The 14960-nt window shown below is 60.0% G+C and carries 14 protein-coding genes; 2 read left to right on the top strand and 12 right to left on the bottom strand.

The features are described 5' to 3' along the window. Positions 1–86 precede the first annotated feature (86 nt). From JG747_RS13600 to JG747_RS13580, 5 genes are all read right to left on the bottom strand, one after another. On the bottom strand, positions 87–860 hold the full coding sequence (locus JG747_RS13600) for an SDR family NAD(P)-dependent oxidoreductase (RefSeq protein ID WP_202361981.1): 774 nt from the start codon (positions 858–860) through the stop codon (positions 87–89). A 112-nt stretch (positions 861–972) separates the two neighbouring features. Then, positions 973–2004 (bottom strand): ABC transporter permease, encoded by a 1032-nt coding sequence (locus JG747_RS13595; protein ID WP_202361980.1) that lies wholly within the window; start codon positions 2002–2004, stop codon positions 973–975. Positions 2005–2030: 26 nt separating this feature from the next. Continuing rightward, complete coding sequence (locus tag JG747_RS13590; RefSeq protein ID WP_202361979.1) at positions 2031–3557, bottom strand: sugar ABC transporter ATP-binding protein; 1527 nt, start codon at positions 3555–3557, stop codon at positions 2031–2033. A gap of 142 nt (positions 3558–3699) precedes the next feature. Then, entirely contained in the window at positions 3700–4656 is a 957-nt protein-coding gene (locus tag JG747_RS13585) for a substrate-binding domain-containing protein (RefSeq protein WP_202361978.1), read from the bottom strand. Positions 4657–4793: 137 nt separating this feature from the next. Then, positions 4794–5228 (bottom strand): RbsD/FucU family protein, encoded by a 435-nt coding sequence (locus tag JG747_RS13580; RefSeq protein ID WP_202361977.1) that lies wholly within the window; start codon positions 5226–5228, stop codon positions 4794–4796. A 283-nt stretch (positions 5229–5511) separates the two neighbouring features. On the opposite strand from JG747_RS13580, the gene JG747_RS13575 reads away from it, so the two are divergent. After that, a complete protein-coding gene (locus JG747_RS13575; protein ID WP_202361976.1) occupies positions 5512–6738 on the top strand; it encodes an ROK family transcriptional regulator in 1227 nt (408 codons plus the stop codon). Positions 6739–6942: 204 nt separating this feature from the next. Here JG747_RS13575 and JG747_RS13570 read toward each other — a convergent pair whose 3' ends face one another. From JG747_RS13570 to choX, 3 genes are all read right to left on the bottom strand, one after another. Then, positions 6943–7845 (bottom strand): AraC family transcriptional regulator, encoded by a 903-nt coding sequence (locus tag JG747_RS13570; RefSeq protein WP_202361975.1) that lies wholly within the window; start codon positions 7843–7845, stop codon positions 6943–6945. A 167-nt stretch (positions 7846–8012) separates the two neighbouring features. Then, positions 8013–9047 carry an alcohol dehydrogenase catalytic domain-containing protein gene (locus JG747_RS13565; RefSeq protein ID WP_202361974.1) on the bottom strand — a complete coding sequence of 345 codons (1035 nt, stop codon included), beginning with the start codon at positions 9045–9047 and terminating at the stop codon, positions 8013–8015. Then, positions 9048–9977 (bottom strand): choline ABC transporter substrate-binding protein, encoded by a 930-nt coding sequence (gene choX / locus JG747_RS13560; protein WP_202361973.1) that lies wholly within the window; start codon positions 9975–9977, stop codon positions 9048–9050. It abuts the gene before it with no gap. 21 nt (positions 9978–9998) lie between these two features. On the opposite strand from choX, the gene betI reads away from it, so the two are divergent. Further along, on the top strand, positions 9999–10757 hold the full coding sequence (gene betI, locus JG747_RS13555; RefSeq protein ID WP_202361972.1) for a transcriptional regulator BetI: 759 nt from the start codon (positions 9999–10001) through the stop codon (positions 10755–10757). A 77-nt stretch (positions 10758–10834) separates the two neighbouring features. Here betI and JG747_RS13550 read toward each other — a convergent pair whose 3' ends face one another. From JG747_RS13550 to JG747_RS13535, 4 genes are all read right to left on the bottom strand, one after another. Continuing rightward, positions 10835–11593: an SDR family oxidoreductase gene (locus JG747_RS13550; protein ID WP_202361971.1), complete on the bottom strand. Its 759-nt coding sequence runs from the start codon at positions 11591–11593 to the stop codon at positions 10835–10837. Positions 11594–12188: 595 nt separating this feature from the next. Continuing rightward, positions 12189–12473 (bottom strand): muconolactone Delta-isomerase family protein, encoded by a 285-nt coding sequence (locus tag JG747_RS13545; RefSeq protein ID WP_202361970.1) that lies wholly within the window; start codon positions 12471–12473, stop codon positions 12189–12191. 19 nt (positions 12474–12492) lie between these two features. Then, positions 12493–14106, bottom strand: a complete 1614-nt coding sequence (locus tag JG747_RS13540) for a GMC family oxidoreductase (RefSeq protein ID WP_202361969.1) — start codon at positions 14104–14106, stop codon at positions 12493–12495. Between the two features lie 76 nt (positions 14107–14182). Then, positions 14183–14959 carry an enoyl-CoA hydratase-related protein gene (locus JG747_RS13535; RefSeq protein WP_202361968.1) on the bottom strand — a complete coding sequence of 259 codons (777 nt, stop codon included), beginning with the start codon at positions 14957–14959 and terminating at the stop codon, positions 14183–14185. Between the last annotated feature and the right edge of the window lies 1 nt (position 14960).

The raw sequence follows: 14960 nt of genomic DNA, 5'->3' as shown, positions 1-14960 counted from the left end.
GCGAGCCGGTCGTGCGCAACCGGCCCTGCTTTACAAAAGCAGCCGAACGGGATCGTGGCAACGATCCCATTAGGCGTCCATTGATTTCACGCAATTGACCAGCCGCCATCGATCATCAGGTTCGCCCCGTTGACAAGAGAGCCTGCCTGTGAGGCCAGGTAGATGACGGCTCCGGTGACATCTTCCGTCTCCCCAATTCGACCCAATGGGATATGTGCGAGCGTCTGCTGGTGAGCTGCAGGGTCGCTCAGATATGGACGGGTTGAGTCTGTCCAGATAAAGGTCGGTGAAATGCTGTTCACGGCTATTCCCAGTGGCCCCCACTCTGCTGCCAGGCACCGGGTCAGGTGATTGATCGCTGCTTTCGACATGCAGTAGATCGCTTCCCCACGCAATGTGACGGTCCCAGCTTGCGAACTTATGTTCAGAATGCGGCCGGCCCTTCGCTCGATCATCGTCTTTGCAACAGCCTGCGTCAGGAAGAACGTGCCTTTCAGATTCGTGCCGAGAACCAGATCGAAGTCTTCTTCACTGACGGACTCGGCCGGGCTTCGGCGCGATATCCCGATATTGTTGACCAACACATCGATCTGTCCGAAATGAGCTACCGCATCTCGCACACTGTGCTCGATTTGCCGGGTCTGGGATATGTCCAGCCTGACGAGCAGAGTGCGGCGCCCGAGTGCTTCGATGGCAGGAACCAGATCTGCGCCGGCACTGTTGTCGCGAACAATTGCCACGACATCGGCTCCGGCCTCGGCGCATGCCAGCGCGCAGGCACGACCGATGCCGCGCCCGGCGCCTGTCACCATCACGACCTTCCCGTCAAGACCAAAATTGGGCAGAGAACTTTTTGTCATCTCAAGGGACTCCATAGGTCACGAGGCTTTTCGACCAGGCAGTGCTTGGGTGTTTGCGAACTGGCGAAACTCCAAGAGCGGTGGGTAGCGCTCGAGCGTTTCGCACCGGCCCTCACAAGGCTCTACGCCGGGATTTCACGAAGGTGTCGAACGCGACCGCCAGAACGATGATGACGCCGATGATGATTTGCTGGACGTAGGCGGAGACGTCGAGAAGGACCAAGCCGTTGAGCAACACACCGATCAGAACGGTCCCGATGACCGTGCCGAATATCGTGCCGGTGCCACCAAACAGACTGGTCCCACCGATCACGACCGAGGCGATGACAGTCAGTTCAAAACCGGTCCCCGCCACAGCTTCAGCCGAGTTCAGCCGTGCGGCGAGGACGAAGGCTCCCAGCCCCGAAAAAAAGCCAGTGATGATATAGACGCTGAGGATTATCTTGCGGACATTGAGGCCCGCGAGACGTGCGGCCTCAGGGTTCCCACCGACGGCGTAAATCTGTCGACCATAGCGGGTGTAGCTCAATGTCATGTGGGCAATGACGGCGAACACGACAAAGATCAGAACTGGAACCGGGACCGGTCCAACTTTGCCTTGGCCCCACCAAACGAATGCATCGTCGAATCCGCTTACGGGGCCACCTCCAGAAAAGAGCAAAGCCGCGCCGCGAAAGGCTGACATGCCCCCGAGCGTCACAACAAAAGGCGGCACCTTGAACCGGGTGATGGCAAGCCCTTGAACAAGACCGGCTGCGACGCCGACACCGATCGCTGCAAGTGCGGCGAACTCCCAACCCAGTCCCAACGAGGCAGAGCCATCACCGACGCTGAAACGGTTGTCGAGGCCACCTTTTGCCACCACCGCAGCAACCAGGCCAGCCATCGCGAGAATTGAGCCGATTGAAAGGTCAATGCCGGCCGTGAGGATGACGAACGTCATTCCGATCGCCAGCAATCCGTAGATGGAGACTTGTCGAAGGACATTGAAGAGGTTCAGCGCTGTGAGAAAGCGCGGCTCAAGGATCGAGAATCCGATCATGAGAACAACTAAGAAAAGCACCGGCGCAAAACGTGCCGCAACATTGATTGGCCGAAACTGGGGCCGCCTTCCGACCGCCTCACCTGCCGTCACTTGTACCATGTTCTTCTCCCCTGATTCATCCTGCCTCATGCCGCAACCGCATCCACGGTCATCAGAGCCATGAGCATCTCAGGACTGGCGGCATTCGCCTGCACTTCGCCCGTTACTCGGCCTTCGCGCATCGTGATGATCCGGTCGCTTATCGCCAGCACCTCAGGCAGTTCCGAAGAGATCACGACGATCGCGATCCCACTGCTTGCCATTTGAAACAACAAATTGTGGACTTCCGCCTTGGCGCCGACATCAATTCCGCGGGTGGGCTCATCGACGATAAGGACCTTGGGACCTAAAGCGAGCCAGCGCGCCAGAACAACCTTCTGTTGGTTGCCGCCGGAGAGGTCGGATACAATCTGCTCCGGTCCCACCATTCGGATGCGAAGCAGTTTCTTATATTGCGCGATTAATGTGTCCTCGGCGTTTGAATTGATGAAGACACCCAGCCGGGAAACTCTGTCGTGCGCAGCTACTGTGAGGTTTGCGCGTATCGACAGCGACAGGAACAGGGCTTGCTGCTTTCTGTCTTCCGGAACCAATCCGATGCCTTGGCGAATTGCGTCTTGCGGTGACGTCGCCTGCAACAAAACCCCGTCGATGAAGACCTTCCCGGAATCGAAGGGGTCAGCGCCAAAGATAGCTCTCGCGGTTTCCGTCCGGCCGGAGCCAACCAAGCCGGCAATCCCCAGAATTTCCCCACGTCGAACCTCGAGGCTAATGTCACTAAGGGCCATCGCATTGAGCCCTTCAGCACCCCGGCGCCGCGAAAGATGCTCGACACGGAGAACGACCGCAGCGGTCGCCGCGGGCGCCGGACGCCGTTGCGTTGCCGTGATTTCGCGGCCAACCATGTGGTGAATAATTGCATCGATGGATGTGCCGGCAACGTTTCCATCGCAAACGAACCTGCCATCCCGAAGTATGGTGAAGCGGTCGCACACGCGCATCACCTCTTCCAGGCGGTGCGTGACGAAGATGACACTGAGACCATCGGCCTTGAACCCGCTCACGATATCAAAGAGCCGGTCCACTTCAGCATTTGAAAGGGCTGCGGTCGGTTCGTCCATGATGATAAGTTTCGATCTCATCGAAAGGGCGCGCGCGATCTCGACCAGTTGCTGTTCGGCCACCGACAAGTCACGGGCGGGGGTGAGAGGATCTTTCTCCAGCCCGACCCTCGCCATCAAACCTTGCGCCTGGTTCAACAACCTTCGCCAGTTCACGAGGTTTGCCCAACCCGGTTCACGACCCAGAAAGATGTTCTCGGCAATCGACATTCCAGGAACGAGCGTCAATTCTTGATAGATCGTCGCGATGCCACAGCGCTGTGCATCCTGGGGAGAATTGAACGCCGCCTTCACGCCGAGAAAGGTAACCTCGCCACCGTCTGGCAGCTGAGCGCCCGATAGGATCTTGAGCAAGGTTGACTTGCCGGCACCGTTCTCTCCCAGCAGTGCGTGGACCTCACCCGTGTCCACACGCAAGCCCACCGACCTGAGTGCGGAAATGCCGCCAAACGACTTGGTGATGCCGTTCATCTGCAAGAGAGTCTGAGACATAGGAGTATCCAAATGAAAAGCAGTGGCCCGGAAAGCGCGTGAGGCTGTGAGCCGTTCAGGGTGAGGCCGCTCTCGGCGGCCTCACCCATGCCCGCGATCGAAATTGGGAGGAATTTGCGTTCGCGCGCAGACCGCCGGATGGCTACTTGAGTTCGCCCAGGCGCTCGCCTGCATCCAGGTTGTCCTTCGTCACAGCGATCGGGGTCAGAAGGGTGATCTTGTTTTCCGGCGCTTTTCCGTCGCGGGCAAAGGCCACCAGAATATCAACCGCCTGCCTGCCCTGCTTGCCCGGCATCTGCTCGATGGTCCCGGTCATGCTTCCATCGCGAACCTTGCCGAGGGATTCAGGCAGGGCGTCAAATCCGATCAGTTTTACCTTGCCAGTCAACTCGCGGCCCTTCAGCGCCTCCAAGGCCCCGAGCGCCATGTCATCGTTTGCCGCGGCAATCGCGTCCGGCGGCGTTCCCATCGACGCCAAGGCAGACTCAGTAACGGAAAGACCTTTGGCACGATCAAATCCGGCGGTGTCCTCGAAGACGAACTTGTATTTGGTCGCCAGTGGATCAAGTGCGTTGTGTAGACCTTTGTTGCGGTCAATTGCTGCGCTGGTGCCCGGCTGCCCCTGCAGGTTCATCACATTGGCTCCGTTCGGAAACAGCTTGATGATGAGTTGGCCCTGAACCTCGCCGCCTTTCACATTGTCGGCACCGACATGGGCGAGAATTCCCTTGACGCTGTCGACAGAGCGATCGACGGTCACAACCGGAATCTTGGCATCGATCGCCTCCTGGATTGCCGGCGCCAGCGCTGCGGAGTCATTCGGGCTGATAACGATGCCGTCGACGCCCTTGGTGATTGCAGCCTCGATGTCGGCGCTCTGTTTGCTGGAATTGCGCTGACCGTCACTCACCACCACATCAATATTGCCGAGTTTTGCAGCTTCATCCTGCATCTCTTTCATGATGTGGACCGAGAAAGGAAACGCGAGATCGGGGCTCGACAGCATGATGGTCAGATGTTTGTCGGCTGCCCATGACGGGGCCGACATCAGCAGAGAGCCGACAACTGCCAGGGCTGTCGTTAAGATCCTTGTGCTCATTTTATCCATCCTCCCAGGTTTGGTGCGCAGGCTGCGGATAAATGTCCTCCCAGAAAGCCAACGCCGAATTTGTTTACAATCAATACATATTCTCGAAACAAGAAAAACGCAAGCCCCCAGCGAATGCAACGAGCTCGTTAGTTCGCAGGGGCGACAACGCCCTTCTTCAACAGGATGTTTCCATAGAGCCGCCCGTCGCCGCTCAGGACGATTGCAAAGCCTTTCTTGGCGCGAGCCTTGAACTCGGCCGGTGTAATCGGCGCCAACGCCAACGACCGACTGGCATGCTTCGAGACGATTTCCAGGAATTCGCCGAATATCGGCAGCTCGGTTTCAGGATTTTCATCGACAATCATGCGGCACGCCGCATGTGGATCGGCACTTTCAAGCGGCATCACCGAGAGGATAGCTTCGAGGATCCGAGTGCCCAGGACACCATCCAGGCGAATGATGTGGGCGTCGTTATCGCAGGGATAGTTGGCATCCACGATTGCGATCTCGTGGCCATGCCCCATGGACCGCAACGCACGGAGAAGATCGGGTGACAACACGGGATCAATACCCTTCAGCATGGCAGATGTCCTTTTTTGGATTGGGGTTTTCGCCTGATGAGTGCGCAGGTCACCCATCAGCCAGAGGTTTGGTCAGCGGTCGTCAAAATTGTTCGCTATCGAGGTCTTATCTTGTATTTGCATTGAACCTATACTAATAGGCTTCAGTGGTCGTCAATGGGCAATTTCGATGCGAGTTGCCACGGCTCTGAAGTGGGGGGCGTCCAATCACGCTGGACGCGACCGGCTGCCTGACGTTAACAGGACGATTGCAACCGAACAGACGATCGAAAAGACGAGCAACTTGAAAACCACCAACCTCATCCGACACGTCAATGAGACGAGGTGTCTGCGCTTGTTGCGAAGGGCTTCCCCTCTTTCGCGCGCCGACATTGCCCGCGAACTCGGCTTAACCCGCGCAACCGCTGGCAACGTTATTGCAGTGCTGCTCCAGGCAGATCTGGCGATGGAACTGACCGAACCGCAGGAGGCCCCCAAGGTCGGCAGGCCGGGAATACGGGTCGCGCTAAACCCGAAGGGAGCCTTCTTCATCGGGATCGACGTGTCGAGCACGTGGCTGACCGGCGTGCTTGTCGATTTCGGCGGGACTTTGCTCAACAAGATAGTCGTCCCCAACAGCAAGAATTTTCGCGATGCGGGCCCTGTTGCTCAAACAATTGCGGACCTGGCCCGCCGTCTCGTCGTGGGGGCGGGAGTCGATACGAAGCGGGTGCGGGGCGTAGGAATCTCCGTCCCCGGCATCGTGGATCGCAACGGGGTCGTGGTATCGGCAAAACTGCTGGAGTGGGAGGATATCGATATCGGACCGCTGGTCGCAACCTCGCTTGGAGCACCCTGGCCGATCCGGGTGTGCAACGACGCCGTAGCGCTTTCCGCGGCCATCGGTGCGCTGGATACGCATGACACGGAGGACTTGCTGGTCGTATTGCTGTCGGAAGGCGTTGGCGCGGCTATCATTCGCAACGGGCGTGTTGCTGAAGGAGTCAGTGGGTTTGCTGGCGAAATAGGTCATATGGTCCTCTCCGCCAAACCCGAAGACGCCAAATCGCAGACCCTAGGCCTGCTTGGAGGCTACGGCCCTTTCTTGTCACTTCTATCCGATGAGCAATCGATCGCAGAAGGGCTGGCAAATTTGGCGGCTATACCCAACCCCGGTGGAGCCCTTGAGACCACGCTCGACACATGGGCAGCAGTCATCTCTGTTGGTGTGCTCAATCTGATCCACATACTGAACCCGGCTCGGATAGTCCTCGGCGGCCCACTGGCTGTCTTGTTTCCGAGAGTTCAAAAGAAGGTCGAAGCGGTTCTTGGGGCCAACTTGCTGCACGGTTTGACGTTGCCGCCTATTGAGGTCGCCGGAAGTGAAGCCGACACTGTAGCTCGTGGCGCCGCCGGTACCGTGCGCGACGGAATCTTCCTGCTGCCCGAGTTGGATCAGATAGGCAATGGAGTGCTCCCTGGCCGACCATCCCAATCTGCCGAAATCGCTGCGACGTATGACGGGCACTAGTCGCTTAGCACGCCATTTCTTCGCAACCGAGAGGCCGAGAGCACTGCATAGCTTTTGTATCGCCAGAATCGCAGTACCGCACAGCGCACTTGTCGGCGCCATCAAAAAATTTCGCAAAGACCATGCGCGGTGCAAGTAGGCTAAGAACAGCAGCTAAAGGTTCCATTGGGGCGAGCTTGCTCAAAAATACGGGATGACTGGCGTCTAATGTGGTGTCGTCTTGGAGTAGCGGCCGGGCGGCTGACCGACATAGCGGCTGAAGGCCGTGCTGAAGGTGCTTGCCGAGCCATAGCCGACGCGCTCGGCGACCTCGGCGATGTGGATCTCCTGACGGCGCAGCAGATCCTTCGCCATGGCCATGCGCCAAGCCAAGAGATACTCCATCGGCGGCACCCCGACACTGCGGCTGAAACGGTCAAAAAATGACGATCGGGAAAGTGCGGCCTCCTTTGCGAGTTGCGCCATCGTCCAGGGGCGCCCCGGATCGGTATGCATCTGCCGGATAGCCTCGGCTAGCCGCACATCCCCCAAACCGCGCAGCAGCCCGGCCGGCGCGTCGGATGTTTGTGTCAGCCGTAGGGATTCGACCAGAAGAATCTCGACGAGTCTGGTCAGCACCAGATCGCGTCCGGAATGTCGCTGTGCCGCCTCGTCAATCAATAGCTTCACCAAGATCGAAAGCCGCTCGACACCGCGGACATGGACCTGCGCCGGCAGCAGCGAGACGAGAAGGCCTGAATCCTCGCTATCGAAGATGAAGTAGCCGCCAAGGATGCGCACGCTGGGTGGCCCATCTTGCGTCCCGTGACGCACCTCGCCCGTGGCCTGGGCCGCGATGTGCGGATCTATGAAGTCCGGGATGACGGCCTCGAAGCCCGACATGACAAAGCCAGGGGTCCTTGGAAGCAGCACGAAGTCGCCGGCTTCCAGCATCAGCGGCTCCTGGCCGTCCACCACAAGGCGGCACGCCCCGTCGAGGATCACGGCAAAGCTCGGGTGCCCGAAATCATCGTAGCGGACGCCCCAGCGGCCAGCACCGCTGATGCCTTTGGTGAACACGGCCCGAGGCCGGAGCAGTTCAATGACTTCGCAGAGTGGGTCGGTCATTCTTGGACCCTAGCTAACAAATAGCACTTTTCAATTGTGAATCGTCCTAAAAATCAACTTAGCTTGGCCAAATCCCGCGGCTGGTCGGGTTGGCGGTGCTTGCCGCTGGCGGTCGAAAGAAACCGACCGGGACAGTCAGTTCACCCAGGTCGCCGCGATTTTTCCCGCTATGGCAGATGCGGTCCAAAGACAATCGCCAGTCGTCCTTCGGCGTTTCCCGCTTTCAACCGGTCCAGCGCGCTGCTCACCTCCGCAAGCGCGACGCGCTCTATTTGTGTATCGAGAGGTTGCGCCTGATGCAGTTGCATCAGTTCGTGCATCTGCGCGCGCGTTCCCACGCTTGTCCCCGTTATCCAGACGCCGGTGGCTGTAAGCCACTCCTGGCTGAGGGGCACCGTTTGCGACACCATCGCCGCCGCGACGATCCTGCCTCGCGGGCGGATTGCCGCGATCATCGCGCCCCAGGTTGCTGGCGTCGGCGCAAAATTGATGCAGACATGGGCACGCAGGTTCGCCGGCCAGCTGTCGGCCAGACCAGGCGAGGAAAGTAGCGTATGCTCGGCGCCAAGCGAGGTTGCGAGCTGGAGCTTGGCCTCGTCCGTATCAACGGCGACAACCCTTGCGCCGAGCCGCCGGGCGATCTGGATCGCATAAAGGCCCAAGCCACCACAGCCGAAAACGGCGCAAATCTCTCCGGCTTTGACCCCTGCCCTTTGCACGGCGCCAAAAGCGGTCAAGCCAGCGCACATCAGTGGCGCCAGCACCGCCGCATCGCCCTCATCCGGCAGTCGCGCAGCAAAGCGTGCATCGGCAACGACATATTCGGCAAAGGTGCCTGCAACATCAAAGCCGTGCGCACGCTGGTGTTGGCAGAAGGATTCCATTTCGGAACGGCATTCGTCGCAGCGGCCGCAGGTATCGTGAAGCCAGGCGACGCCGGCGCGCTCGCCATGGCGCCAGTTCGTGACGCCAGTGCCCAACTGCACCACCCTGCCCACGCCCTCATGGCCGAGGACAGTTGGAAGCTGGCCCGACGCCGGCCGCAGATGCCCTTGCCAAACATGCACGTCGGTATGGCAAATGCCGCTCGCCTCGAGGCGAACCAGTATTTCACCGCGACCCGGTTCCGGCCGCGGCACATTCATTATGCGCAGCGGCTCACATGGCATCTCCAGCACGGCGGCCAGCATGCTGTGGCTCATCTACAGACCCAGCGCGCTTTTCACGGCCGGCAAGCCTGGCTGACCGTCGAAGGTCGAGACGCCGTCCAGCCATTTCGCGAGCTTGTCCGGATTGCGCTTGATCATCTCGCGGGCGGCTTCGTCGGCGGATTTCCCCTCCCCCAGGATCATGCGCATGCCGTAGTTTTCATAGGTGAGATCGAAGGCCAGATTGGCGAACAGCTTGGCTGCGTTGGAGCACTCTGTCGAAAAGCCCTTGCGGGCGATGGTGCGCACGGTGGCACCGCCGAAATTCGGTCCGAACTCGACGTCGCCACCGGAAAGATAGGTGATCTTGTAGTCGAGGTTCATCGGATGCGGTTCCCAGCCGAGGAACACTACCCAGCCCTTGTCGGCCACCGAGTTTGCGACCTGCGTCAGCATTGCCGCCTCACTGGACTCGATGATCTGCCAGTTGCCCAGCCCGTGCCGGTTGGCCGCCACCATGTCGAGCAACGGTTTGTTCGAGCCTGCCTCGATGCCATAGATCTTGCTGCCGAACTTGTCGGCATGGGCTGCGAGATCGTCAAAGCTTTTGATGCCCTGGTCAGCGACATACTGCGGGACGGCGAGCGTGTATTTGGCGCCTTCCAGATTGACGCCGAGCACTTCGACCGATCCCTCGTCGAAATAGGATTTGTATTCCTCGTCCTGCACCGGTCGCCAGTTGCCCAGGAACACATCCATGTCGTTTTCCTTCAGCGCCGAATAGGCGACGCCAAGGCCGAGCAAGGTCTGCGAGGCGTCATAGCCCAAGGCGTCGAGGATCACCTCGGCGGTGGTGTTGGTGAGTGCGATGTCGGTCCAGCCCAAATCCGCCATGCGGACCTTCTGGCACTGCGCCGCATCGGCGGCCATGGCGGGCGATGCGATCAACCCTGAAAGCAAGGCAAGAATGACTGTCGTACGCATTTTTGGTTCCCCGTTTTCTTGATGAGACGACTGCCCGCCAACGCTATGGCCTCGGCGCTATATGTCAATACAGAATCTTGTACGAGCATACAAAAATCTTATTTGCTAAAAAGGGAAATGGCGACTCAAGGCAAGCGAACCAGAATCGAAGACATCCGGCGCATCGAGCTGATCGCGGCCGCGCATCGCGTGTTCCTCGAGCATGGATTGCAAGGCATGACCTCGGCCCGCATATGCCGCGAAGCCGGCATGTCGCCCGGCATTCTTGCCTATTATTTCAAGGGCAAGGACGAAGTCCTGTTCGGCATGGTGCGCTACAACAACCGCCTGCTGATGGAAGACGTCATCGCGCGGCTCAGCGCGGCGCCGACCAATTGGGCGCGGCTGGAAGCGATCGTCGAGGGGAACTTTCCCAGCCAGGCTTTTACCCGCGCCATCGCCAGCGCCTGGATGTCGGTTTGCGCGGAAGCCGGCGTGAACGAGCAATATGCCCGGCTCCAGCAGCTGTTCCACCGGCGGCTGCGCTCCAATCTGGCTTCAGTGTTTGACGGGATGTTCGATGCGGCGCGCCTGCACGAAGCGAGCCTTATCATTGCCGCGCTGATCGATGGGCTTTGGCTGCGCAAGGCGGTCGCCGACGATATCGGACGCGACGAAGCCATCACGCTGGTGTTCCGCGGAATTCGCTCCTTGGTGAGCGACAGGGAAGAACAGCAGCTGCGTTACCCCCCAGGCCGAGAGCCCAAGAAGGCTGCGGCCACCCGGCGACGGCGACTATGATCCTGCGGGTATCGTGCGAAGAGCCTCTGCCGCACCTGACGGCAAATTCACCGGGTGCGGCAGATATGGCGACGGAACTAGGCAGCGGCCGCATGGCGCGCTTGGCTCATCGCCACCGCATCGGGCCCGGCGGGAAAGCTGATCGTCGCGGAGTCGTCGTGTGCGACCTGCCAGACAACCTCGGCGACGTCTTCAGGCACCGTGTGTGCCATCGGCCGGGTCATCTCTGCGAAGATCTCGCTGGCGTAGCCGGCATAGGCTTCGGGAATGAAGCGCTCGACATAGGAACCCGCATCGCGGGAGAACGCCGTCGTCGGCCCGTAACCCGGCTGAACCATCTTCACGCGGATACCGAAGTGATTGAGTTCGTTAGCGAGCGACGCGGTGAAGCCGTCGATGGCCGTCTTGCTGGCCGTGTAGATGGCGACCAGCGGCATCGGGACCAGCACGGCGCTGGAGGTGACGTTGATGAGGGTGCCCGAACCGCGGGCGCGGAACCGGGGAATCACCGCTTGGGTCATGGCCATGACACCGAACGTATTGGTCTCAAAGACCTGGCGGGCCGTGTCCATCGACGTCGCCTCGAAGGCGCCGAACATGCCGATGCCGGCATTGTTGACCAGCACGTCGATCGGGCCTGCCGCTTCGACCGCTGCCTTGATGCTGTCCGCATTGGTAACGTCGAGCGGGATAATCCGGATGCGGTCGGATTTGGGTAGGACATCCTCACGCGGCGTGCGCATGGCGGCGACGACATTCCAGCCCTTGGCGTGAAAAAGCCTGGCGGTTTCGAGGCCGTAGCCCGACGAGGTTCCAGTGATAAGCGCGGTTTTCATGGCGATCTCCTTTCGTGTCTAATGACGCGAAGATACCCTTGCCGAACCGGACCATATATAATCATAAGTCCGCAATTAATTTGCGATAGTCCGAATTGCCGTGCACCACCTGCCACCCTAGGCGGTGATACAGCGCCGCTGTCGGTTCTCTGGGCAGGGTCGAGAGATAACGGTGAACGAACGCAACCCTATTAATTCTTGTTCCATAGCCGCCGCTGCGGCCGAGCAATCGATTGCGACGCTGGAACAGTTTGAAAGCCTACCATGAACTTTGAAAGCCATCGGCGATGGAGTAGTTTCCGGTCGAATTCGGACGGTGCCCGGAGCCTAGGCTATTTGCTCAGCGCGGCGACCGGCTGATCAGGAGTTCTGGATCGGTCGAGCAATAGGCGCGGATCAGGGAGCGGCTATCGGGAATAGTGAGTTGAAGTCCGAACTGGGCCGGAAGCAGACGGTCCGCTTCCGGAAAGGACTGGCCCGAGAGGCGCATTCCGCCAGCGACGCAATATTAGCCGTACTAAGTTACTGTCGGTTGTCCGAGCCAGGACGCTTCGCGCCATAGGCGGCGTTGTACACTCGGCGACAACAGCAGACCTTACGGCAGACTGAAACCGGCATAGGGCTTAAGCGGGACGATTTCGAAATCGAGCATCCCTGCCCTCGCCAGCGGCAGCGTCGCCAGCGTCTCGTGAACTTCACCCTCATCCTTTGCCTCAACGACCTGGCAAGCGCCGGGCATGTCGCCGCGATGCCAGATCTGGCGCGTGAAGCCGATGCTATAGAGATGGCGAGCTTGTGCACCCTCGCTGGCCACTAGGCGTTCGAAATCGGCGTCGCTGAATTGGTCCGTTCGACGGCGAGACAAAACAAGAAATTGCATCGGCCTGGTCTCCGAAGACTTACGCTACTGCTGCGATCACGTGGCGGGCATGTGCAGACCGGACCCCCTTGACCAGATCGGCGCCCTTTTCGCCGATCATCATCGTTGGCCCATTGGTGTTGCCACTGATCAGGACTGGCATGATCGAAGAGTCGATCACCCGCAAACCGTCGAGTCCGCGCACACGCAGTTCGGGATCGACGACTGCGGTCTCGTCGACACCCATCTTGCAGGTGCCAACAGGGTGATAGTCGCAGCAGGCATATTGCCTGATGTAGGCCATCAGTTCCTCGTCGGTTTTCGCAGCCGGCCCAGGCAGCCGTTCGACCTTGACGAATTTGGCGATTTCACTTTGCGCCAGCACGTCGCGGATGATGCGAACCGATTTCAGTGCCATGCCGCGATCGTAGGGATCAGATAGATAGTTGGGGTCGACCAGCGGCTCGTCGGCGGGGTTCGACGAGCGCAGCTTCACCGAGCCGATGCTACGTGGCCGAAGGAATGTCGAGTTGATGGTAAAACCATGCCCGTCGAGCCGCGTCTGGCCGCCGCGCACCACCATCGCTGGCGCGATGTGAATCTGAAGGTCGGGCCGCTTCGCTCCCTCGCTCTGGAAGAAGCCGCCACCCTCGACGATGACCGAGGCGGCAGGGCCGTTGCGATAGAGCAACCAGCGAATGCCGTGCAGGAGCGCCTTGGGATAGCGATCCTGGCCGTCATAGCTGATCGGATCCTTGAGCGTCAGATGGACATTGGTGCAGAGATGGTCCTGGAGGTTCCGACCGACACCGGTGAGATCGGCGACCGGAGCGATCCCGAGAGCTTTCAACTCGTCGGCCGGACCGATGCCGGACAGCATCAGCAGGCGCGGCGAGTTTATGGCCCCTGCCGATACGATCACCTCGCTTTCGGCCCGCAGCAGTTTCCGCGATTTGCCCTCGGAAAGTTCAACGCCGACGGCGCGGCCGTTCTCGACAACGATCCTTGTGACCCGGGCATGGGTCCTGACTGTCAAATTGGGCCTCCCGCTGACGGGATGCAGATAGGAGACGGCGGACGAGCGGCGGCGGCCATCGCGACAGGTGACCTGGTAGAAGCCGGCGCCATACATAGTGTCGCCGTTGAAGTCGGGATTGAACGGCAGGCCATATTGTTGCACGGCACGGACAAAGGCCCGGGTCAATGGGTGCGGACCGACCTGATCCGAAACTGCGAGCGGACCGCCCTGCCCGTGATAGCGATTGGCGAGCCGATCATTGTCCTCGGATTTACGGAAATAGGGCAAGACATCCTCATAAGCCCAACCGTCGTTTCCGAGTGCTGCCCAATTGTCGTAGTCCTCCTTTTGGCATCGGATGTAGATCATCGCGTTGATCGAGCTTGAGCCGCCAAGGGTCTTGCCTTGCGGATACCAGATGGAGCGGTTGTCGAGGTTCTTCTGCGGCACCGTGTGGAACCGCCAGTTGACGCCCGACCCGAACAGCTTGCCGATGCCGCCAGGAATATGGATCATCGGATTCCAATCCCGGCTGCCAGCCTCCAGCAGCAGGACCTTGACGTCAGGATCCTCCGACAGGCGGTTTGCCAGCACGCAACCGGCCGAGCCCGCGCCGACAATGATGTAATCCCACATATTCTGCCTCCACTTGCGCCCGAAGGCGTCGTCCCGTCGCGCGACGAAATCCGGCCGCGGACCTTGCTCCTCAGTCCTATTTGCCCCTGAAGACCGGCGCCCGTTTCTCGGCAAAGGCTCGCAGCCCTTCAATCCGGTCCTCCTTGCCGAATGCCTCGACGGTCAGCCGGTGCTCGATCTCGAGTCCGCTTTGCAGTTCGGTTTCGAATGCCGCCAGAACGGCCTTCTTGGCATAGGGCGTGATCGCAACCGACCTGGCGGCGATCGCAGTGGCGATCTCCAGCGCCCGTGGCAGGAGCCTGTCGGCCGCCACGACTTCGCTGACCAGTCCTTTGCGCTCGGCGAGCGTCGCATCAACCATGTCGCCGGTCAGGACCATCTGCATGGCAAAGGATTTGCCAACGAGGCGCGGCAGACGCTGTGTGCCGCCATCGCCGGGGAACGAGCCGATCTTGATTTCAGGCGTCGCGAATTGAGCTGCCTGAGAGGCAATGATGATGTCGCACAGCAGCGCAAGCTCCAGCCCGCCGCCCAGCGCATAGCCATTCACGGCGGCGATAATCGGCTTGGAGAAGCCCTCAATGGCGCGCCAGCATGCCAGGCGCTCCGGATCGGTATAGGAGGCGACGCCGCGTTCCAGCATGTCAGAAATGTCGGCGCCAGCCGCGAAGGCGCGACCGGCACCCGTCAGCACCACGCACCCGACCTCCTTGTCGGCGTCATAGCCAGCAAGCAGGTGGCTCAATTCGGCCAGCAGCGCTTTGGACAACGCGTTCAGCTTGTCCGGCCGGTTGAGCGTCAGCAGTCGGATGCCGGGCGCCGGTTCCACTGCCTGAACGAGGCGGTCCATCATC

This window comes from Mesorhizobium sp. 131-3-5 (assembly GCF_016756575.1).
Lineage (GTDB): Bacteria > Pseudomonadota > Alphaproteobacteria > Rhizobiales > Rhizobiaceae > Mesorhizobium > Mesorhizobium jarvisii.
This window is presented reverse-complemented; position numbering and strand designations above follow the sequence as displayed.